Origin of the sequence: Acidobacterium sp. S8 (assembly GCF_009765985.1) — a bacterium.
GTDB lineage: Bacteria > Acidobacteriota > Terriglobia > Terriglobales > Acidobacteriaceae > Alloacidobacterium.
The window spans coordinates 155,865-177,226 of the sequence record NZ_LMUM01000037.1 but is presented as its reverse complement, the minus strand read 5'-3'; the positions used below and the strand labels follow the sequence as shown (position 1 = coordinate 177,226).

Genomic DNA, 21,362 nt, shown 5'->3' with positions numbered 1-21,362 from the left:
GGCATTTTGACAAAGTAGTCCTCAATTTCTGAGGCTTGAGTGTTCGCTGCGCCTTGAGATATCTTCTGGATTCTTCGCTGCGCTCAGAATGACGGCCTGAGGGTTGGGGAGTTCTCGGATTGTGGAGGAATCCCGTGTTAGCTTCGCGAACCTGGGGCACGCGGCTATCCCCTCCACCTGCGGCTCAGGATAGGGCACCTGGCAGATGCTAGTATGAATTTTCTCCTAGTCATGGTCGCCTCCCTGCGTTCCGATTTCTATTTTGCCCTGCGCCAGCTGCGCAAATCGCCAGGCTTCGCATTGACCGCTATCCTCACCCTCGCTCTCGGCATTGGCACCACGAGCGCGATCTACAGCCTCATCGACGGTGTCCTGCTCAAGCCGCTGCCCCTGCCGCACCCGGAACAGCTCACTGCCGTTTACACCGTAGAATCGCGCCAGGGCCAGGGACTCGATCGCAGCGGGACCTCTTATCCCAACTACCTTGACTGGCGCGATCGCAGTCACTCCTTCGCCCAACTCGCTGCATTCTCCGGTGACGGGCGTCTCATCAGCCGCGCCAATGGCAGGGATGGCGACGTTCTCCCCATCTGCCGCGTCACGGCCAATTATTTCGACACCCTTGGCGTCCAGCCCATCCTCGGCCGCAACTTCACCCACGATGACGATCAGGCTGGTCATCATGTCGTCATTCTCGGCTACGGCCTCTGGGAGCGCCTTTTCGCCTCCGATAAGAACATCCTCGGCACTACCATCCTCGTCAGCGACCAGCCTTTCACCATCGTTGGAGTGATGCCCAAAGGCTTCACCGAGCCGCGGGGTAACGACCAGGCTGAGCTCTGGACCAGCTTCTCCTATTTCCTCGATGGCTCCGCGCCACGCGGCAAGGAGCGCGACAACGGATTCGCCGAAATCATAGGCCGCCTCAAGCCCGGCATCACCCTGCAGGAGGCCCATGCCGACCTCGCCACGATACAGTCCAGCCTTGCCCAGACCTACTCTGAAGACCGCTACCTCACCTCTGTCTTCGTCCAGTCCAAGCTGGCCGATGTTACCGGAGACATGCGCCCCGCACTGCTTTTGCTCATGGCCGCTGTCCTCGCCGTGCTCCTCATCGTTTGCACCAACGTTGCAGGACTCATGCTCACCCGCACCATGAAGCGGCGCGGCGAAATCGCCCTCCGCGCCGCCCTCGGCGCATCTTCATGGCGCATCTGGCGGCAGCTTTTCATCGAAGCCCTCGTCCTCGCCCTCGCTGGCGGAGCCATCGGCATCGCCCTCGCCTATGTCTTACTGCATACCGCCCTGCCGTTCGTCCCCGATGACATCCCACGCATTGGCGAAGTCGCCATTGATGGCCGTGTCCTCGCCTTCACCGCAGCGATCTCCATCCTCTGCGCCATCCTGAGCAGCCTCGTACCCGCATGGAAGCTCACGCGGATCTCGCCCATCGAGTCCCTTCGTGAACAGAGCCATAGCACCACCGGCCGACGCTCTCACGGCTTCCAGAACACCCTCGTCATCGCGCAGACCGCCCTCGGTTTCGCTTTATTGCTGGTCTCCGGACCGCTCATTCGCGGCTTTGTCAACGTGCGTCATGCCAAACTAGGCTTTCAGCCCGACCATCTGCTGCGCTTTATGCTGCCGCTCACAAACGCCCGCTACCCGGATGCAAAGAAAGCTCTCTTCTACAAAGAATATCTGCCCAAACTCGCCGCCATTCCCGGCGTCCGCAGTGCCTCCGGTGGCTATCCCACGCCCATGGAGGGCGCCTACGCCAGCGCACCCGTTGAAATCGATGGCCGTCCCAACCCGCCCGACAATCCGCTGACCGCCTTCATCGGCGAAGCCGAGCCCGGATACTTCGAGACCCTCGGCGTGCCTCTACTGCAGGGCCGCACCTTCACCGCCGCTGATAACGACCCCAAAGCTCCCTTCGTCACCCTCGTGAATCAGGCCTTCGTTAAAGAATACTTTCCCAACCAGAACCCCATAGGAAGGCACATCCGCCCCGATCTCATCCAGCTCCGCAACCAGTCCAACGACCTCGATCCCACCACACGCAACGACCGAGAAATCATCGGCGTGCTCGCCGACTTCCAGCAGTACTCCATTCAGGAACCGCCGCAGCCGATGGCCGTCTTCCCCTACTCGCAGGCTTCCATGCTCATGCGCCCCGCCATCGTCCTCCGCGTCGCCGGCAACCCCCTGCAGTACGGCAAGCCCGCGCAGGCTGCGCTCGCCAGCATCGATCCCACGCTCTTTCTTCTCACTCCTGAAACCATGGAAATGCACCTAAGCCTCGTCTCCGGCACGCAGCGCTTCGAAACTCTGCTCATTTCCGCCTTCGCAGCCATCGCGCTTTTCTTAACAGGACTCGGTCTCTACGCCACCCTCGCCGCCATGGTCGCGACACGCACCCGCGAAATCGGCCTCCGCATGGCGATTGGAGCCGATCGCCACCATATAGCCTCACTCATCCTCTTCCGCACCGCCGCATTAGTTCTCTCCGGCCTCGCCATCGGAACAGCCATCGCCCTGCTCGCCGCCCGCAGCCTTTCGGCAGCTGCGTGGTGGAAGCCGCTGCTCTTCGGCGTCTCCTGGCTTGACCCGAGGACCTACTCGGCGATCGTTCTTCTATTGGGAGCGGTCTCCTTAGCAGCGTGCTTTCTCCCGACATGGCGCGCCATGCGAGTTGACCCTATGCGTGTCCTGCGCGACGAATAGTGTCGAAAGAGGGCTGGCGTCCGCAACCTGTCCAGTGGGTGATACTTTCTGCCGTTACGAACTTGGTTCGTTCTTGGGGGTGATGAATACTAGATTCTCGTTATCTAATGCTTGGGGTTCGCCGCGCTTTGAGATATCTTCTGGATTCTTCACTCCATTTCGGTCAGAGTCAGAAGGACGGCCTCTAGGGTGGGTAGTTCTTGGATTGTGGAGGATCCCAGGTTAGCTCCGCGAACCTGGGGCACCCGATCATTTTCTAATGCTTGGGGTTTGCTGCGCTTTGAGATATTTCTGAATTTATACGTTGAAGAAGATGAAGATGCGGCGACTCGATCGAAGGCTCAAGTTGATGGCACTCAGCCTAGTGCTGACCGGAAGCCTTGGCTGTGCAGCTCACCGTCAGCCTGCTTCGCAGGAGTTTTATAAGCTCGCGGAAGTTGATTCTCAATATTTTTTGCTCCCGCCAGGGAGTGCATGGTCTCAGCAAGCTCACCAGACAATCCAGCTCCCCATCCGTTATGACGGGAATCGAATGCCGGAGAATCAGTGCTCGATTCATGGAAAGTGGTTTTCTCTGTATCCGGCGCAGTATCAGGGCACGGCGTATTGGAGTGCCGAAACTCCACTCGCTGAAACATGGGCGCAGAATGGCGGCTATGTCGATATGAAAGGCGAATGGAGTAAGTTTCTCGGCGAGCTGTCTGCGCGACAACGATGCTTCGCCTCTCCGAATGAGTTGGCGATGGTCGAGCAGGGTATGGTCGCAAACATGGCTTTGCCTGCGGACGAATCGCTGTTCTATCGCTACTCCTATGGGCCGGGTGGATATGTTGATCTGGCGCTGGGCATGGAATTGCGCATTGAGCGCAATTTGTTTGCGAAGGAAGGAGGCGACTTACAGAGCGGAGAGAATTATCAAGGCACGATCACCACGTACTACAGGGTTGCGCATGATGCTGACCAACGCACCCAGCTGAAGTTTCTTCGCAGCGAAGGCGATTACAAGAAATTTGCCACCTCGGTCGCAAATCTCCCTGACACGACGCTCGCTTCACGATTCAAGGAAAGCTCTCATCTTCGACTCTTACTGCAGAGCCTGGTGGTCTCGGGCAACATCAAGAGCCCCGCGATTCTGCTTGGCGGACGGGAGATTCAAAGCCTGAATGAAGCGACGCGAATGATGGTGAACGACCCGAAAGCGACCTGCGATGATCTCGACCCATCTCAGGTTGACTGCGTGAATTTCCAAGGGGTGGTGACGGTAAGCGCCATGCTCAACGTTGTTGTGAATGGCCATACGACCTATATTCCGCTTGGATCGAGGGCCTGGTATGTGTTTCCGCACTCGCTCAATTCTCTGCAGTCCGACATTGTGAAAACGTTACGAATCAGGCGCAGGTTCGAAGGCAGATATATAGACTTACAGTTTGCGCGCAATGAGCAGGATGTGGGGCAGATTCTGCTCTTTGGGGGAGATGAGATTTCGTGGTCGAAAACATCACCTCAATAAGTACTTTGAGTCGTACGCCAATTGAGAAAAGCCATGCTTCACTGGCTCAATTTAGAAACCGAGACCAGGCATGCTTCCCTCCTGGGATGAACGGGGCTATGGCACCCTTCCCTAAGCAGAGGTCCTCTTGATGAATCAGAATTTCGCCGCAATTGTTCTCGGTGGTACCGGGCAAGTCGGTGGTGCAGCGGTCGCGGAGCTGCTCGCAATTCCGGAATGTCGCGAAGTAGTGATGGTCACCAGAAAGCCCATTGCGATGCCGTCGCGGGTACGCAACGTCGTTCTTGATACCGGCGCTGCTGACTTTGCCGAGCGCACCGCCGCCCTTGCCCGCGAAGTTTTAAGCCAGGGTCCCGTCAGCGCCGTGAGCTGTGTGGGTGTCGGTTCTGGATCGGCGCGCTGGAGCGAAGAGGAATTGAAACAACTCGAAATCGGCGTGGTCGGCGCCTTTGCGCGTGGCTGCCATGACGCCGGAATCGCCCAGTTTTGCCTGCTTTCTGCGGCAGGAAGCACAGCCCGCAGCCACTTTCGCTATGTCCGCGTCATGGGCATGAAGGAAGACACCGTGCGCGCCATCGGTTTTACCCGCCTCGCCATCTTTCGTCCCGGCATCATTGTCGGCAACGCACATACCCCAGCCTGGGTCGGTTGGTTGGGAAGCCTCGTGCCTGGGCGGTTCGGCAATATCGATCAGCGAATTCTCGGTCGCTCCATCGCCGCAGAGATAGCTTTGCACAGTCGAGAGGCCGGCGAAGTTATCCTCGAAAATGCCGCCATGAAAAAACTCGCTGCACAGCTCAATAGCTGACTTGGGATGTTTTCATGGGGGTCCGGGCTAGATGAATGGCAAGAGAAAAAACCGGCGAGCGATGACGGCCAATTCCCGGCAGCAATTCCCAAAATTTTCAATCCCGAGTATCGCTAGTCATCCAAAATTCATCATCCATACTTTCGTCCAATAGACTATGCTGACTTGCCGGGCTTTAATTTTTGTTCAGGCGTCCTAATGGATCGGATATGGCCCGCGAATATCTGTTGGGCAAAGCAGAATTATTGTGCCGGTCACCTCAAGACTCGGCGCACTTCTTGTCTAGCTGTTCATGATGATCGAATCCTCTGATTTTCGGACTACGAAAATACCGCTCAGCCACGGCGCCGGTTATATGCCTGTTCTCGGGTTTGGCACTCTGATTCCTGATGCAGCCACCACGGTAAGTGCTATCAGAGATGCGCTGGCTGCCGGATTTCGGCACTTCGATTGTGCGGAACGATATCGGAATGAGCGTGAAGTAGGCGAGGCGTTACAGAAAGGCCTTGCTGGCGGGATTGCGCGAGAGGACATCTTCATCACCACAAAATTGTGGAATACCAATCATCGCCCTGAACGCGTGGAACCGGCCTTCGATGCGAGTCTGGACAGACTCAAGCTCAACCATCTGGATCTCTACCTCATTCATACTCCGTTTGCGTTCCAGGCGGGGGACGACCAGGATCCGAGAGATCAAAACGGCAATGTCATTTACGACCGCGGCGTGACCTTGCTCGACACGTGGGGAGCGATGGAGAATCTCGTAGATCGCGGCAAATGCCGTGCCATCGGATTGTCGGATATCAGCCTGAACGAATTGATACCAGTCTACGAAGCTGCCCGCATCAAACCGGCCGTGGTGCAGGTCGAGTCGCATCCGTATCTTCCGGAAACGGAGCTTCTGGAATTCTGCAAGAAAAAGGACATAGTATTTTTGGCCTTTGCGCCTTTAGGACATGGAATGAGGCCGGGCCTGTTGGAGGATCCGGTTATTCTGGCGATCGCCATACGCACTGGAAAGACGCCAGCACAAGTGCTGCTGGCATGGGCGGCGCAACGCGGCACGGCATTGCTTACCACCCCGAAGAGCGCGGCTCGCGCGAAGGAGAATTTCAACATCTCCGCGCTTCCGGAAGACGCGTTTCACGAAATCAATGGCATTCAGACCAGGCAGAGACTCAATGAAGTGGTGAAGACCGGCAGCCCGGGTTTTATTCCACAAGGCAAATAAAACCGAAATCTCACCGGGAGGAATCCATGCAAGAGGAACAGATACGTGAAGCCCTGGATAAGCACTGGCAGGCGTCGGCTGCCGGAGATACAAACGCGGAACACGACATTTACGATGACGATGCCATCTGTGACTATCCCCAGTCGGGCGAGCGAATCCTCGGGCGAAGCAATTTACAGGCCTTGCGGAGTCATCATCCGGGCAAGCCGTCAGGCTTCACCGTGAAGCGGATTCTCGGACGAGATGATCTCTGGATCACGGAATACACGATCACCTACCAGGGGCGATCAGCATTCACAGTGAGCATTATGGAGTTCCGCGACGATAAGGTCGTGCACGAGACACAGTATTTCGCGGATCCCTTTGAGGCGCCGGCCTGGCGGAGCCAATGGGTTCAACGGATCACCTAACACCAGCGTTCTCGCATTTCTCTTCCTCGGGCTGTATGACACCCCTCAAGGGAGACAATTCAAGCATATTGATTTTTCTCATGACTGAGTTTCTTTTGAGTCCTATCTGATTTTGTTTTTCAGGCCGTGATCGCCGGTAGTAATGCTACTCCCGCTCAGTTGTTTCAGGCCGACCCCGAAAAAATGCGCGCACCTCGACCGGTGCCCGACAGGCGACAACAGCTTTGCGGCCCCATGCCAGTGCCTCGTCCAGGTCAGCGGCTTCCAGTATCCAAAAGCCGCCAATATGCTCCTTGGTTTCCAGATACGGCCCGTCCGTCATGAGCACCTCACCATTAGCCTGCGCCCGCAGCGACTTGGCACTGCTGGCCGCGGTAAGCCCGCCAGCGAAGATCCTGGCACCAGCAGCATCCATCTCTTCGTTGAGCGCGCTGATATCCCGCACCATCGCTTTGCTCTCTGTGGACCCGTCGTAGCCGTCGGGGTGGTGAATAGCGATCAAATACTGCGCCATAATTTCTCCTTCTCCTGTAATGGTCTTCGGCGGCCGGTTACCCTGCCTTCACCATATCAACGAACGGCCGGACCGGAATTCGACAAATCGCCCAAGAAATTTGATTTTCACGCCTTAGAAAATTTGACGTTTTCTTGACGTTTTCCTGTGGCGTCACCACATATAAGTATGCAATGGTTATGTGGTGTGGCCACAGGAGACTTCGGTGGGCGAGTCGAAACTTGATCTTTTGCAGGGAACGCTGGACCTGATGGTTCTGCAGACGCTGGCGGCGATGGGCTCGCTGCATGGCTATGGGATTGCGCGGCGTATTGAGCAGATCAGCGGAGATGAGGTGCTGCTGAACCAGGGGACGATTTATGCATCGCTGGTAAGACTGCAGCAGCGCGGATGGATCGATGCCGAATGGGGCACATCGGAAAACAATCGTAAGGCCAAGTTTTATTCGATCACCAGAACGGGGCGAAAACAGCTTGCTCAGGATGCCGCGTACTGGGAGCGGCTGGCTGGTGTCATGGGCCGGGTATTGGCCATGCAGAACGAAGGCGGTGGTCAATGACGGACTCAAATGGGACCTCCGCAACGACTAATACCGTGAGCGCTTCACTCCGACGGGCGCTCAGCCGTCTTCGTTCTTTTTTCCGCAAGGATTCGCTCGACCATGACATGACTGACGAGATGACTTCGCATCTTGAGATGGCGATTGAAGAAAATGTGCGACGTGGAATGACGCCTGAAGAGGCGAGAAGGAAGGCCCTTGTGCGCTTTGGTGGAATGCAACAGCTGAGTGAGCAGCATCGTGAAGAACGCGGTTTGCCGTGGCTCGATGTATTAGGGCAGGATTTGCGATTTACCTTCCGGACGCTGCGGCGCGATCGCAGCTTCGCTATTGTTGCAGTGCTGATTCTGGGGCTGGGAATTGGCGCGAATGTCGCTGTCTTCAGCGTAGTGAATACGATTCTGCTGCGTCCGCTTCCCTTGCGTGATCCTGAACGGCTGGTGCGGATTGTGGAGAAGAATCCGCAGAGCGGCGAATCGAGCAAGACGTATACGGCGGATGCTACTGAGGAGTACCAGAAGCGGAATCGTTCCTTTCAGGATGTAACGGGATATTTTGCCTTCACCGGACCGGACAATTTCAAGCTGACTGCGCGCGCAGTGCCGCTACCCGTAACCGGCATCCTGGTGATGGGGAATTTCTTCCAGACACTCGGCGTGGATCCCGTACTTGGCCGGTTGTTCAGGCCAGAGGAGATCGTGAAGAATGCGCGGCCGGTCACGTTGTTGAGCCATGCCTTTTGGAAGAAAGAGTTTGGCGGAGACAGCAGCATCGTAGGCAAGGCAATCAGTTTCAATAACACGCCGGTAACGGTGATAGGCGTGCTGCCGGAAAGCTTCGATTTCGGATCAGTGTTTTCGCCCGGCGCGAAGGTGGACCTGTTCGTTCCGTACATCATGGACGATTTCCGCGATGACGGAAATGACCTGGCGCTGATTGGACGTTTGAAGCCGGGCGTGACGCTGGGCGCGGCTCAGGCTGAGGCCGATATGTTGCTGCCGCAACTGTTTTTCGAGCTGAAACACCCGGAGTACGGAAAGGGTTATACGGGCCAGCTCACGGTTCTGAAGGAGTATGTGAGCGGAAAGCTGCACCGGTCGCTGATTGTGCTGTGGTGCGCGGTGGGTCTGATTCTGCTGATTGTGTGCGTCAACCTTTCGAACCTGCTGCTGGCGCGGGCGGCGGCTCGCAGCAAGGAATTTGCCATGCGCAGCGCGCTGGGCGCGGAACGCGGACGGCTGGTTCGGCAACTGCTAACGGAGAGCCTTGTGCTGGCGAGCCTTGGCGCAATGCTCGGGCTGGGGATTGCTTACTCGGTAACGGCTTACCTGGCGCATCAGGGATCGATTGCGCTGCCGCTGCTGAGCAGTGTGCGCGTGGACAGCACGGCGCTGGCGTGGACAGTGATGATTGCGGTAGCAGCGGCGGTGCTCTTCGGGCTGGTTCCGGCGCTGAGGGTTTCGCGCGGCGACTTGCAGGAGGCGCTCAAAGATACTGGACACGGGACGAGCGAAGGCAGAAAGCATGAGCGGATGCGTTCGGTGCTGGTGATTTCAGAAGTAGCGCTGGCGTGCGTGCTGGTAGTAGGCGCGGGACTGTTGTTGCGGAGCTTTCTGCGCGTGCTGGATGTGGACCTTGGATTCCAGCCAAGTCGGGCTGCGGCGATCAGCGTGGACTATAACGATGGCGGCAATGCGGAGAAGAGAGCCGCGATATGGCAGGAAGTGGTGCGCCAGGTTTCGATGATTCCTGGAGTCGAGGCGGCAGGCATCTCGGACAATCTGCCCATGAGCCGGAATCGAAGCTGGGGCATTGCGGCAAAAGGCACCGAGAAGCCTAAGGACAATGATTTCATAGGTATTTTCGTCTACGTTGTTTCGCCCGGATATGTGAACGCGATGGGCATGCGCATGATGAAGGGGCGCGACATCAGTTGGGAAGATCTGGCAAATAACCAGAACGTGGTCGTTATTAACGAAACCATTGCGAAGAAGCTCTGGCCGGGGCAGGACCCGATTGGACGTATAGCTGTTGCGGGTGGCGCAGAAGTGCGCGTGATCGGCGTGATTGCCGATGTGCGCGAAAGCAGCGCGGAGGACAATGCAGGCGCGCAGATGTATCTGCCAGCGAACAAGAACTTTGGGCCGGAAGGGGCGAACCTGGTGGTGCGGACGAAGCTGCCGCCATCGGCACTGGCTTCGAGCGTGATGCATACGCTACGCGACATCAATCCGGGACAACCTGCTACCGAGTTCAAGCCGATTCAGGGGCTGGTGGATCATGCGACGTCGCCCCGGCGCTTCTTTGTGCTGCTGGTGGGCATCTTTGCGGGGCTTGGACTATTGCTGGCTTCGCTGGGGATTTATGGCGTGATCTCATATTCCGTCACGCGGCAGACGCAGGAGATTGGGATTCGCATGGCGCTGGGTGCCTCGCGGTCGCGGGTACAGCTTGGGGTGATTCGCAAGACGCTGCTGCTGGCATTGATTGGGATTGGTGCGGGTGCGGTGGCTTCGTTCGCGGTGGCTCGCGGCATTGCGTCGCTGCTGTATGGGACGGAGCCGACGGATCCGATTACGTTTGCGGCGACGGTGGTGCTGCTGGCCGTGGTTGCACTGCTGGCTGGGTATATTCCGGCGCGACGGGCTTCGCGGATCGATCCGATGATTGCGCTGCGTGCGAATTGAGGCTGACTACCAGGTTCTTTGAAAGGTAAAGTTTATGACCCATGTGTTTCTGCAGATGCTGCAGCGTATGCGCTCTTTTTTCGCGAAGGCACCTTTAGATCGGGATCTGGATGCGGAGATGGCTTCGCACCTTGATCTGGCGATTGAAGAAAACGTGCGGCGCGGGATGACGGTGGAAGAGGCGCGGAGAGCGGCACTGGTTCGCTTTGGCGGGGTGCAGCAGGCACGCGAGCAGCAGCGCGAAGAACGCGGGTTGCCGTGGCTCGATGTGCTGATGCAGGATCTGCGCTTTTCGTTTCGCACACTGGGGCACGATCGCGGCTTCGCGCTGATTGCAGTGCTGATTCTGGGGTTGGGGATCGGCGCGAATGTCGCCGTCTTCAGCGTGGTGAATACGATTCTGCTGCGGCCGCTTCCGTTTCACGATCCTGAGCGGCTGATTCGGATATTGACGAGGGATACGCGCGGCGGCGAGTCGAGCATGACGTACTCGGCGGATGCGGTAGAGGAGTTTCAGCAGCGCAACCATGCTTTTCAATCGGTGAGCGGCTACTTCGCCTTTAATGCCGATGACAATGTGAAGCTCATTGGTAGCGGCCAGCCGGTTCCGCTCAGCGGCATGATAGTGATGGGGAATTTCTTTCAGACGCTAGGCGTTGAACCGATGCTGGGACGGCTCTTTTTGCCGGAAGAGTGCTTGAAGAATGCTCGTCCGGTAGGGCTGCTGAGCTATGCGTATTGGAAGCATCAGTTTGCCGGAAACCCTGCCGTTGTTGGGCAGGCAGTCAATCTTGATGGGACGCTGACGACGATTATCGGTGTGCTGCCGGAGAACTTTGATTTCGGCTCGGTGTTTGCTCCGGGGAAGAAGGCGGATCTTTTTACGCCGGTCATCATGACCACTATTCGTGAATGGGGAAATACACTGGCGCTGATCGGGCGACTGAAGCCGGGGGTAGGCGTGGGGTTGGCGCAGGCCGAGGCGGACATGCTTTTTCCCGAGCTTGATAGCAACGTGCAGCGTCCAAATCAGAAGCCGGGCTACACTGCCAATCTTTTAGTTCTGAAGGATTATGTGAGCGGCAAGCTGCGGCGGTCGCTGATTGTGCTGTGGTGCGCGGTGGGCCTGATTCTGCTGATTGTGTGCGTGAATCTTTCAAACCTGCTGCTGGCGCGGGCTGCGGCCCGCAGCAAAGAGTTTGCCATGCGCAGCGCGCTGGGTGCGGGGCGCGGCAGGCTGGTTCGTCAGCTATTGACGGAGAGCCTGGTGCTTTCCGCTGCGGGATCATTGCTGGGGTTGGGCATTGCATTCGGTGTCACGAGCTATCTGGCGCATCAGGGATCGATTGCACTGCCGCTCCTGAGCAGTGTCCGGCTGGATGGAAGCGCTCTGGCTTGGACGGTGCTGATTGCAGTAGTCGCGGCGGTGCTGTTTGGGCTGGCTCCGGCGCTGAGGATGTCACGCAGCGATCTGCAGGACGCGCTCAAGGACAGCGGACATGGGGCGAGCGCAGGCCGGAAGCATGAGCGGATGCGCGCAGTGCTGGTGATTTCAGAAGTAGCGCTGGCCTGCGTACTGCTGGTAGGCGCGGGGCTGCTGCTGCGCAGCTTCATGCGCGTGCTGGATGTCGATCTTGGCTTCGAGCCGAGCCGGAGTGCGGCGATCAGCGTGGACTACGGCAATCCGGATACAGCTGAAAAAGCCAGGGCAAGCTGGAAAGAAATTCAGGGGCGCGTGCAGAGTCTTCCTGGGATTGAAGCTGCGGGGATCTCTGACATGCTGCCCATGAGCCGCAATCGAAGCTGGGGGATCTCGGCCAAAGGGCATGGAGAGTATGCCAAGGGAGAACTGGAAGACACGTTTGTCTATATCGTTTCGCCAGGATATCTCAACGCGATTGGTATGCGGCTGGTGAAGGGCCGCGACTTCGACTGGAACGATGGCTTCAACAGTGAAAAAGCAGTCATTATCAACGAGACGGTCGCCAAAAAACTCTGGCCCGGTCAGGATGCCGTGGGCCGCATTGCAGAGGTAAACGGGACGGATGCCCGCGTTATCGGCGTGGTTAGCGATGTGCATGAGAGCAGCGCAGAAACCGCTGCCGGCTGGCAGATGTATCTGCCCCTTTCATACGGGCCTGTGGGTGCGGAGCTGGTGGTGAGGACGAAGCTGCCTCCAGCTACATTGGCTTCGAGCGTGATGCATGCGTTGCGCGAGATCAATCCGGGACAGCCCGCGACGGAGTTCATTCCTATCCAGACACTGGTGGATCATTCCACCTCGCCGCGACGGTTTTTTGTCATGCTGGTAGGGATCTTTGCCGGGCTTGGGTTATTGCTGGCTTCTCTGGGAATTTACGGCGTGATCTCGTATTCGGTAACACGGCAGACGCAGGAGATCGGGATTCGCATGGCGTTGGGCGCTTCACGGTCGCGCGTGCAACTGGATGTGATTCGCAGGACGTTGTGGCTGGCGCTGGCGGGTATTGCTGTTGGAGCTGTTGCGGCGTTTGGAGTCGGAAGATTGATCGCTTCCCTACTCTTTGGGACAGAGCCTACCGATCCGTTGACGTTTGCGGGGATGGTGTTGCTGCTGGGTACGGTGGCCCTGCTGGCCGGATATATTCCGGCGCGTCGGGCTTCGCGGATCGATCCAATGATTGCGCTGCGAACGAATTAACTGGGTTGGGGCGTGATTGGCTCGATGGAGAGATTGGACCCCGCCCTTTGCTTCGCAAAGGATGGGGCACCCGGGTTATCGCTTAGACTGACATCACTTTATTTAGTAGCTGAGGCGCTTTGCTGTGTCGAGGCGTGGTCGAGCTCGCGATAGATTTCTTCATTGCGGATGATGGCCTGCACGTATTCGCGTGTTTCGGTGAAAGGGATAGATTCTACGAACTCATCCATGCCACTGTAGTGACCGATGGATTGCCAGTCGGTAACGCGATTGTCGCCCGCATTGTAAGCTGCAAAGGTGTACTCGGGCTGGCTGTTGAATTTCTCGAGCGTCTGGCGCAGGTAACGCGTGCCGAGGCGGATGTTCGTATCGGGATTAAGCAGATCGTTGGCTTCGAAGTGGTGGATACCTTCTTCTTTAGCCATGCTTTTGCCAACCGAGGGCAATAGCTGCATGAGGCCATAGGCACTCTTGTTCGAGATGGCGGCGGGATTGAACTCCGTTTCCTGGCGAATAAGCGACGCGACCATGTAAGGATCAAGCCCGTTCTTTTCCGATTCAGACTTAATGGTGGACCAATAGGCCTGCGGGAAAAGGATGCGCCAGTATTCCATCGGCAGCGAGTCAATCGGCGCCGAGGTGTAGAACGGAAGCGCGCGCTTCATGCAGCGCATGGCGCGCCAGTTCTCGCCATAAGAGGCATAGATCTTCGCTTCGGCGAGAGCGCCCCATTCGTCACTGCCGTCGGCCGCCTGAATTTCAGGCGCGATGTATTCGTTCAATCCGGCGTTGGCGAGAAGGTGTGCGCGAACGACATGCGGATCGTCTTCGGGAATGTCGTCGGTAAGCGTGGGGATGGGCTCGGGATGCATGGCTTCGAGCGAGGCGACGTTGGCCGGAGTCACGCTGCCGAGTTCAGCAAGCCGCTGCTGCGCGATGGATGCGTAGTAGTAGTGGCGATAGATGCGGGCGACGGTGTGGTAGTAGACCGCGGCCATCTCCGGGCGGCGTTCCTGATTTTGATAGAGACGTCCGCGCCAGTAGAGCGCTGAGGGAATTTCCTTGCCGCCGTGGTAGACGGCGATCTGCTCATCCATGAGGCGGGCAGCCTCAGAGTATTGCCCGGTGCGATAGTTAAGCCACGCGGCACGCCAGTGAGCGCTGGGCGCATAGGAGGACTTGGGGAATCGCTTGGCAAGCTCGCCATAGTAGCCAATGGCGGTGGGGAAATCCTTACGCAGCAGATACATGTTGCCGCTGGAGTAGAGAGCTTCATTGAGCCAGGGGCTGCTTGGGAAGCGCGTCTCCATTTGCTCGACAATGCTGCGCTGGGTTTCGCCGTCGTCCTTGTCGCGGGCAAGCTCCATGTAGAGATACATTCGACGCGCGCCGGTTTCGTCATCGCTGTCGGGGATTCGGTCGAGTGCGTCTTTGCTGAGGTGCTTGAGCTTCCAGTCGCAGTTGGCGGCGGCGACAAGCAGCGAATTTTTCAGACCGTCGGTGACGGATGGATCATTTGCCAAGGCGCGGTATTCATCGTCTGCTTCGTTGAAGCGCCCTGCCTTATAGAGAGCTTCGGCGTGATGGCTGCGCTCTTCGATCGTGAGCGACGAGGTTGCTCCTAATGCGGCCAGCTGCGCCTTAGCCTGCGTCGCCTCATAACTCAAAGGGAAACCAAGAAACGTGCGGCGGAAGAGTTGCGTCGCTTCAGGCAGACGGCCAGCCATCTGATAGCTTTTGGCGAGCGCGAGCTGATAGTCGGCATGGTTGGCGATGTTCTCATCTTTATGCGCGTCGAGGATGTGAAGCGCAGCCTGCGGATCGCCTTCCTGCAGGAAGAGATTGGCCTGCAACACAGGAACGCTGTGAACGAAGATGCTGTCAGGATGCTTTTGTACGAAGGAGCTGAGGATGGTTTCAGCCTGCGCGAGATTGTTGCTCTGCAGATCGGCCTGAGCTTCGAGGTAGTCGGCGTAGTCGTCAAGCGCCTGCCCCTGCACGTTTGCCTGATGGAAGGCGGTCACGGCATCAGGAAATTTGAGGTCGAGCAGATAGGCGTGACCGAGGGCCATGTATGCCGCAGCGGATGCTTCGCCACTATGAGAACGGGCGTAGGCCGATACTCCGGCATAAGCGGCCGGCGTACGCATGGTGGCCAGTTGCTGCGCCATTGGGCGAAGCTGCGATGAAGCTACGAAGGCCTGATGCAGCTTCTGGCTCTTTGCCTTGGCTTTGGCTGAGAGCGGGCGCCGCTTGGTGTGTGTCGATTTGTGGTGCGTCGCCGTGGATGTTTTATGCTCAACGCTGTGCGTCGTGGTCTTCTTCGCAGTATGTGTGGATGATGTAGTGGACGTATGCTTTTTATGTGTAGTGGAAGACGATGACGTTCCCTGTGACCAGCACGAGGCTGACACCGCGCCAGCGATAACCAAAGCTGCAACCTTATTTCCGCCAGAAAAAACTCGACTCACTGCGTACACTGCTCCCCTGCTTTCACTGTAAGCCGAAAACGCGGAGCATGGCTGCGTTTGCGGCACGATTGAGCGCAGAGGCGTTCCTATTTATGCACTGATCGGCGATGCGTAGACGCCAAAGATTTCAGTCTGATGAGACAACAAATGCAGAATCAGTAACTTCGCTCCTGCCGAGCGCAAATCATTTACTATGTAGGCTGGAACAGGCTGTAGCCCACGCTGCGGCGCGATCGCTGTTCCGGTCACGAAAGGTCGATTTCCTGAAGCCATCTGTCATGCCAGACATCCAAACACAAGGAACGGAAGAAGTTCACCCGGACGTTCTGCTCGTAAACCGAGCACGCGAAGGGGATGTGCAGGCGTTCGAAAAGCTGGTGAAGCAATATGACCGCCAGGTTTTTCGAATTGCGCAGCACATCACGCAAAACCGCGAAGACGCGGAAGACGTGGTGCAGGACGCCTTTTTAAAGGCGTACGAGAAGCTGGATCAGTTCCAGGGTAACTCGAAGTTTTATACCTGGCTGGTGCGGATTGCGGTGAACGAGTCGCTGATGCGCTTGCGTAAACGGCGCACCGGTCGTATGGTTTCGATCGACGAAGATGTCGAGACGGATGAAGGCTCCATGCCGCGCGATCTGGCGGACTGGGGTCCGGATCCGGAGATGCAATATGGTCAATCGGAACTGGCCGACATTTTGCGGAAGACGATTCAAGGGCTGCCCCCGGGCTTCCGTACCGTGTTTGTATTGCGGGACGTAGAAGGTCTCTCGACAGAAGAGACCGCTGAAACTTTGGGACTGAGTGTCCCGGCGGTTAAGTCGCGTTTGCTGAGGGCGCGGCTGCAGTTGCGGGAACGGCTGAGCCGGTACTTCCGCAAAAACAAAAGGGATGGTGCGAAGTGACGTGCACGGAGTTTATTGCGCAACTGGATGATCTGCTCGAAGAACGGGTATCGATAACACTAAGGGCGGACCTTGAAGAGCATCTGCGCGGCTGCGAGCATTGTGTCATCACGATGAACACCACGCGCAAAACAATCGAAATCTACCGCAGCCATGAGTTGTATGAGCTGCCGAATGCACTTCGTGAACGCCTGCAGAAGGCGATTCTTGCCAAGTGCAAAAAGTGCTAGCCATTCATTTAGGCGCGACAGTTTAAGCGCGGCGAAGAATTTCAACGATTTTGATTCGTTGAGATTCTTCGCCGCCTTGCTCCTTAGAATGACGACTGTGTTACTTCGGCGAACTCCACACGCAGTTGTTTTGCCGCTTCACACATATTCTTCAGCGCAATCAGCGTCTCTGGCCAGTTGCGCGTCTTCAAGCCACAATCTGGATTGATCCACAGCTGCTCTGGACGCAGAGCCTTGAGCGCGGCGTGGAGCAACTCGGTGACCTCGGCTGTGTCGGGAACCCGCGTCGAGTGGATGTCGTAGACGCCCGGTCCCATTTCGTTGGGATAGCCTGACTCGCGGAAGGCGTCGAGCAGTTCCATGCGCGAGCGTGCGGATTCGATGGAGATCACGTCGGCATCGAGCGCGGCGAGGGCAGCGAAGATGTCATTGAACTCGCTGTAGCACATGTGAGTGTGAATCTGCGTTTCGTCTCTCACTGATGAGGTGGCCAGGCGGAATGCCGCGGCTGCCCAATCGAGATAGGCGGCCCAGTCACTGCGGCGTAACGGCAGGCCTTCACGAAGAGCGGGCTCGTCGAGCTGGATAACACCGATACCGGCGGCTTCGAGGTCATGGATTTCATCGCGCAAAGCAAGCGCGATCTGCTGCGTCACTTCGCGGCAGGAGAGATCGTCGCGAACGAAGGACCATTGCAGAATCGTGACCGGGCCGGTGAGCATGCCTTTCATCGGCCTACTGGTGAGAGCCTGCGCGCGGGTACTCCAGCTTACAGTCATGGGCTCAGAGCGCAGAACGTCACCGTAGATAATTGGCGGCTTGACGCAGCGTGATCCGTAGCTCTGCACCCAACCATTTTTTGTGAAGGCGAAGCCTGCAAGCTGTTCGCCGAAATACTCGACCATGTCATTGCGCTCGAACTCGCCGTGCACCAGAACGTCGAGGCCAATCTCTTCCTGCTTGCGGATGCAGGCAGCCATCTCCTGTTCGAGATAGGTTTCGTATTCGGCGTTTGTTATCTCATCCTTGCGCCATTTGGCACGGGCTTTGCGTATCTCCTGAGTTTGAGGAAATGAGCCAATGGTAGTGGTGGGAAAGAGTGGAAGGTTGAGGGCTTTGCGCTGTTTGACGGCGCGCTGCGCGTAGACAGATGGTCGCGTGAAATCTTCCGGCTTGAGTGCTGTGACCGCTTCGCGCACCGATGCAATGCGGGCGTCGGCGGATGCCGCGCGTTCGGTGAGGATTTTGCGGCGCTCGGCGAAGGCTTCCGGGAATGTTTGCGGGCCTGCTGCGAGGATTTTGATTTCTTCGAGCTTCTGCTGCGCAAAGCTCAGCCAATGCTTCAGATTACCGGGCAACCCGTTTTCTTCTGAGCTGTCAGCCGGCACGTGCAGCAACGAACAGGAGGGCGCGACGATGACACGCTCGGCTCCGAGTTGCTGCGCAGCTTGGTGGATAAGCGCGTGAGATTTATCGAGATCGGCGACCCAAATATTGCGGCCGTCGACGACACCGAGGCTTAAGAGCTGTTCGGGCTTGATTGCTTTCAGTGCAGGTTCTAATTGCCCTGGAGCGCGAGCGAGGTCGATGTGAACGCCTGCGACGGGAAGTGAACATGCAAGATCGAGATGATCGCCAAGATCGCCGAAGTAGGTCATCAGCATGAGCTTCAGTGGAACCTCCGCGAGCTTTTCATACGCGCTGCGATAGGCGTCGCGATAGGCCGGTGCGAGATCGGTGACGAGGCACGGCTCGTCGATCTGCACCCATTCCGCACCCGCCTCGTGCAAAGCGCGCAGCACTTCCACATAACTGTTGAGCAGCTTTGGCAGGAGTGAAAGCGGGTCGACACCATCGACGGACTTGCCGAGAAGCAGCATTGTGATGGGCCCGATGAGTACGGGTCGCGTGTGGATATTGAGCTTTGCGCTGGCGGCTAGTTCATCGAGTAGTTTGGCGGGGTTGGTGTGAAATTCGAGATCGCTGGACCACTCAGGCACGAGGTAGTGATAGTTGGTGTTGAACCACTTCGTCATTTCGAGCGGCGGCTGTTGCTGGCTGTTGCGCGCCATCTCGAAGTATCGGCGAAGCGTCAATTCTTCTTTGCCGAAGCGGGTCGGCGTTGCCCCGAGCGTAACCAGCATGTCGAAAACCTGGTCGTAAAGAGAGAAGTCGTTCGATGGAATGATGTCGATGCTGGCGCTCGCCTGCGTGAGCCAGTGCTTATTCTTGAGTTCGCTTGCAGTGGCAAGCAGAAGCTTCATCACTTTTGCCCTGCCAGTAGGATTCAAGCGCGAACTTGAGTTCGCGGTGTGCGCCGATGCGCGGATAGCCTAGATTTGCGCTTATGAGCGTTACAGATGATGGAGTCATAGTGGTTCCCTTTCAAAAGCAAAATGGAACCATCTGTGCGCAGGGACATGTATCAGACTGGCCCATTCCCCGAGGCCGGCTGATGGTGTACGCACGCGATGGCGCTTGCACAGGCCGGTATTCGGACTCTGGGCGATCTACTTCGCGCCGCTTCCCATTCCCTTGAAGAACAGTGCGTGACCTTGCGGTCGTGCGCGTTTCGCTCCCATCACCGCTGCGGGACAGTGCCGGAATTGCACCGGCTTCCCGTTTAACAAAATTGCTCGCTCAAGAGCTCACAGCTTTGCACCTGTACGTCTTCGAGTCTACACCGCCGCGAAGAATTCCTTTTGACTGGCAGGCTTGCTTCGATAGACTTCTGGCCATGCTACGGATACGAACAGCACTCTCACTTGCGGCTTTATCGGTTTCACTTGGAGCCATGGCGCAGTCTCCGAAATTTTCTGTCAGCTTTCCCGCCGGGCGCAGCGCGCAACCGCTCGACGGTCGGCTCCTTCTTGTGCTTTCAAACGATCCTTCAGCAGAACCGCGGATGCAGATTGACGACACGGCGCGGACTCAGATGGTCTTCGGCTTGACCGTGGATGGGTGGAAGCCCGGCGCGGCGACGGTGGTAGACGACTCCGCGTTCGGCTATCCGATTCGCAGCCTGAAGGATGTTCCGACGGGCGACTATTATGTGCAGGCCGTGCTGAACCGATATGAGACATTTCACCGGAGCGACGGCACCCCGGTGAAGCTGCACATGGACCAGGGCGAGGGTCAGCACTGGAATGTTTCGCCGGGCAATCTTTACAGCAAGCCACAGAAAATTCATGTGGAGCCGGGTGCTACGGCTGCAATCACACTCGACCAGGAGATTCCTCCGATTCCGGATGCGAAAGATACGAAGTATATCCGGCACCTGAAGATCAAGAGCGAGTTGTTGACAAAGTTCTGGGGGCGACCGATGTATTTGTCCGCGATCGTACTCGTACCGGAGGGCTTCGATCAGCATACGGAAGCACACTTCCCGCTGATTATCTTTCACGATCATTTTTCCGATGGCTTTGACGACTTTCGCACTGAGCCGCCTGATCCGAATTTGAAGCCGGATTATAGCGAGCGCTTTCATCTTGCTGGCTACAACCGTATTCAACAGCAGGAGGCTTACAAGTTTTATCAACAATGGATCAGCCCGAAGTTCCCGCGAGTGCTGATCGTGAAGATCAATCATGCGAACCCTTTTTATGACGACTCGTACGCAGTGGATTCCGCCAATGTGGGGCCATACGGCGCGGCCATTGAGACGGAGCTGATTCCTGCGATTGAGAAGCAGTTTCGCGGCATTGGACAGGGGTGGGCGCGGTTTATGTATGGCGGTTCGACTGGTGGATGGGAGGCGCTGGCGGTACAGGTCTTCTATCCCGATCATTACAACGGGACGTTCGCAGCGTGCCCGGACCCGATTGATTTTCGCGCGTATACGACGATCAATTTGTATGACGACACGAATGCATTTTTTCTACAGGGAGCGCACAAGCAGGTGCCGCAGCCTTCGATGCGCAACTATCTAGGGCAAACGCTGGCACAGCAACGGGACAATAACGCCTATGAGCTGGCGCTGGGCGATCACGGTCGATCCGGCGAGCAGTATGACATCTGGCAGGCTGTCTTCGGCCCGGTTGGCGCGGACGGCTACCCACAGCCGATCTTCGACAAGGAAACAGGCGTGATCGACCATAAGACCGCCGAATACTGGAAGGAGCATTACGATCTGCGGGCGATTATGGAAAAGAACTGGCCCACGCTTGGACCAAAGCTACAGGGCAAGATTCACATCTATGTGGGTAGCGCCGATACCTATTTCCTGAACAATGCTGTGTATTACACCGAGGACTTTTTGAAGTCGACGAAGAACCCTCCGTATGACGGCGAGGTGAAGTACGGCGAGAAGGCGGAGCACTGCTGGAATGGCGATCCTACGCAGCCGAACTACATGTCGCGGCTGCACTACAACACGATGTACCTGCCGAAGATTCTCGATCGGATTGAGAAGACGGCTCCGCAGGGAGCGGATGTGACCAGCTGGCGGTATTGATTTGAACTCGTGAGCATTTCCCGATGGCTATCAACAGCCATCATTCTGACGACCGAAAGGGAGGAAGAATCTTAAAACCGGATGGGTGGGCTTCTTCGCCTGCGGCTCAGAGTGACGACTTTCGTTCCTGATACACCTAAGAACTTGCTCGAAGAAAGAAACGCGGGCCTTTACGGC

At 57.2% G+C, this 21,362-nt stretch carries 13 protein-coding genes, 1 pseudogene and 1 riboswitch; of the genes and pseudogenes, 11 read left to right on the top strand and 3 right to left on the bottom strand.

The genetic code is table 11. From position 1 onward, the window contains the following. The first annotated feature begins 213 nt into the window (after positions 1-213). The 5 genes from GSQ86_RS19505 to GSQ86_RS19485 all read left to right on the top strand — a co-directional run bounded on the left by GSQ86_RS19505 (position 214) and on the right by GSQ86_RS19485 (position 6,686). A complete protein-coding gene (locus GSQ86_RS19505; RefSeq protein WP_158751860.1) occupies positions 214-2,727 on the top strand; it encodes an ABC transporter permease in 2,514 nt (837 codons plus the stop codon). Between the two features lie 319 nt (positions 2,728-3,046). Then, positions 3,047-4,237: a hypothetical protein gene (locus GSQ86_RS19500; RefSeq protein ID WP_158751859.1), complete on the top strand. Its 1,191-nt coding sequence runs from the start codon at positions 3,047-3,049 to the stop codon at positions 4,235-4,237. Positions 4,238-4,367: 130 nt separating this feature from the next. Beyond that, positions 4,368-5,045 (top strand): NAD-dependent epimerase/dehydratase family protein, encoded by a 678-nt coding sequence (locus GSQ86_RS19495; RefSeq protein ID WP_158751858.1) that lies wholly within the window; start codon positions 4,368-4,370, stop codon positions 5,043-5,045. Between the two features lie 355 nt (positions 5,046-5,400). Then, positions 5,401-6,276: an aldo/keto reductase gene (locus GSQ86_RS19490; RefSeq protein ID WP_254062502.1), complete on the top strand. Its 876-nt coding sequence runs from the start codon at positions 5,401-5,403 to the stop codon at positions 6,274-6,276. A gap of 26 nt (positions 6,277-6,302) precedes the next feature. Next, positions 6,303-6,686 carry a nuclear transport factor 2 family protein gene (locus tag GSQ86_RS19485; protein WP_158751857.1) on the top strand — a complete coding sequence of 128 codons (384 nt, stop codon included), beginning with the start codon at positions 6,303-6,305 and terminating at the stop codon, positions 6,684-6,686. A 145-nt stretch (positions 6,687-6,831) separates the two neighbouring features. On the opposite strand, the gene GSQ86_RS19480 is transcribed toward GSQ86_RS19485, so the two are convergent. Beyond that, positions 6,832-7,200, bottom strand: coding sequence for a YciI family protein (locus GSQ86_RS19480; RefSeq protein WP_158751856.1), 369 nt, complete (start codon positions 7,198-7,200; stop codon positions 6,832-6,834). Positions 7,201-7,405: 205 nt separating this feature from the next. Here GSQ86_RS19480 and GSQ86_RS19475 point away from each other — a divergent pair, with 205 nt between their 5' ends. The 3 genes from GSQ86_RS19475 to GSQ86_RS19465 are packed head-to-tail and all read left to right on the top strand — an operon-like array spanning position 7,406 to position 13,126. Continuing rightward, positions 7,406-7,759, top strand: a complete 354-nt coding sequence (locus tag GSQ86_RS19475; protein WP_158751855.1) for a PadR family transcriptional regulator — start codon at positions 7,406-7,408, stop codon at positions 7,757-7,759. Then, positions 7,756-10,446 (top strand): ABC transporter permease, encoded by a 2,691-nt coding sequence (locus tag GSQ86_RS19470; protein ID WP_158751854.1) that lies wholly within the window; start codon positions 7,756-7,758, stop codon positions 10,444-10,446. Before GSQ86_RS19475 ends, GSQ86_RS19470 begins: the two co-directional genes overlap by 4 nt. Before the next feature lie 34 nt (positions 10,447-10,480). After that, positions 10,481-13,126: an ABC transporter permease gene (locus GSQ86_RS19465; protein ID WP_216841217.1), complete on the top strand. Its 2,646-nt coding sequence runs from the start codon at positions 10,481-10,483 to the stop codon at positions 13,124-13,126. Positions 13,127-13,224: 98 nt separating this feature from the next. Here GSQ86_RS19465 and GSQ86_RS19460 read toward each other — a convergent pair whose 3' ends face one another. After that, the gene (locus tag GSQ86_RS19460; protein ID WP_158751853.1) at positions 13,225-15,597 is read right to left on the bottom strand and encodes a transglycosylase SLT domain-containing protein; all 2,373 of its coding nucleotides are present in this window, start codon (positions 15,595-15,597) and stop codon (positions 13,225-13,227) included. 278 nt (positions 15,598-15,875) lie between these two features. Between GSQ86_RS19460 and GSQ86_RS19455 the strand changes: the two genes are divergently transcribed. Then, positions 15,876-16,502, top strand: coding sequence for a sigma-70 family RNA polymerase sigma factor (locus GSQ86_RS19455; protein ID WP_158751852.1), 627 nt, complete (start codon positions 15,876-15,878; stop codon positions 16,500-16,502). Further along, positions 16,499-16,732 carry an anti-sigma factor gene (locus GSQ86_RS19450; protein WP_158751851.1) on the top strand — a complete coding sequence of 78 codons (234 nt, stop codon included), beginning with the start codon at positions 16,499-16,501 and terminating at the stop codon, positions 16,730-16,732. Before GSQ86_RS19455 ends, GSQ86_RS19450 begins: the two co-directional genes overlap by 4 nt. 83 nt (positions 16,733-16,815) lie before the next feature. On the opposite strand, the pseudogene metE reads toward GSQ86_RS19450, so the two are convergent. Next, positions 16,816-19,105: pseudogene (metE, locus tag GSQ86_RS19445) on the bottom strand (5-methyltetrahydropteroyltriglutamate--homocysteine S-methyltransferase). Positions 19,106-19,199: 94 nt separating this feature from the next. After that, positions 19,200-19,413: riboswitch (cobalamin riboswitch) on the bottom strand. Between the two features lie 224 nt (positions 19,414-19,637). On the opposite strand from metE, the gene GSQ86_RS19440 reads away from it, so the two are divergent. Next, a complete protein-coding gene (locus GSQ86_RS19440; protein WP_254062501.1) occupies positions 19,638-21,185 on the top strand; it encodes a hypothetical protein in 1,548 nt (515 codons plus the stop codon). The last annotated feature ends 177 nt before the right edge of the window (positions 21,186-21,362 follow it).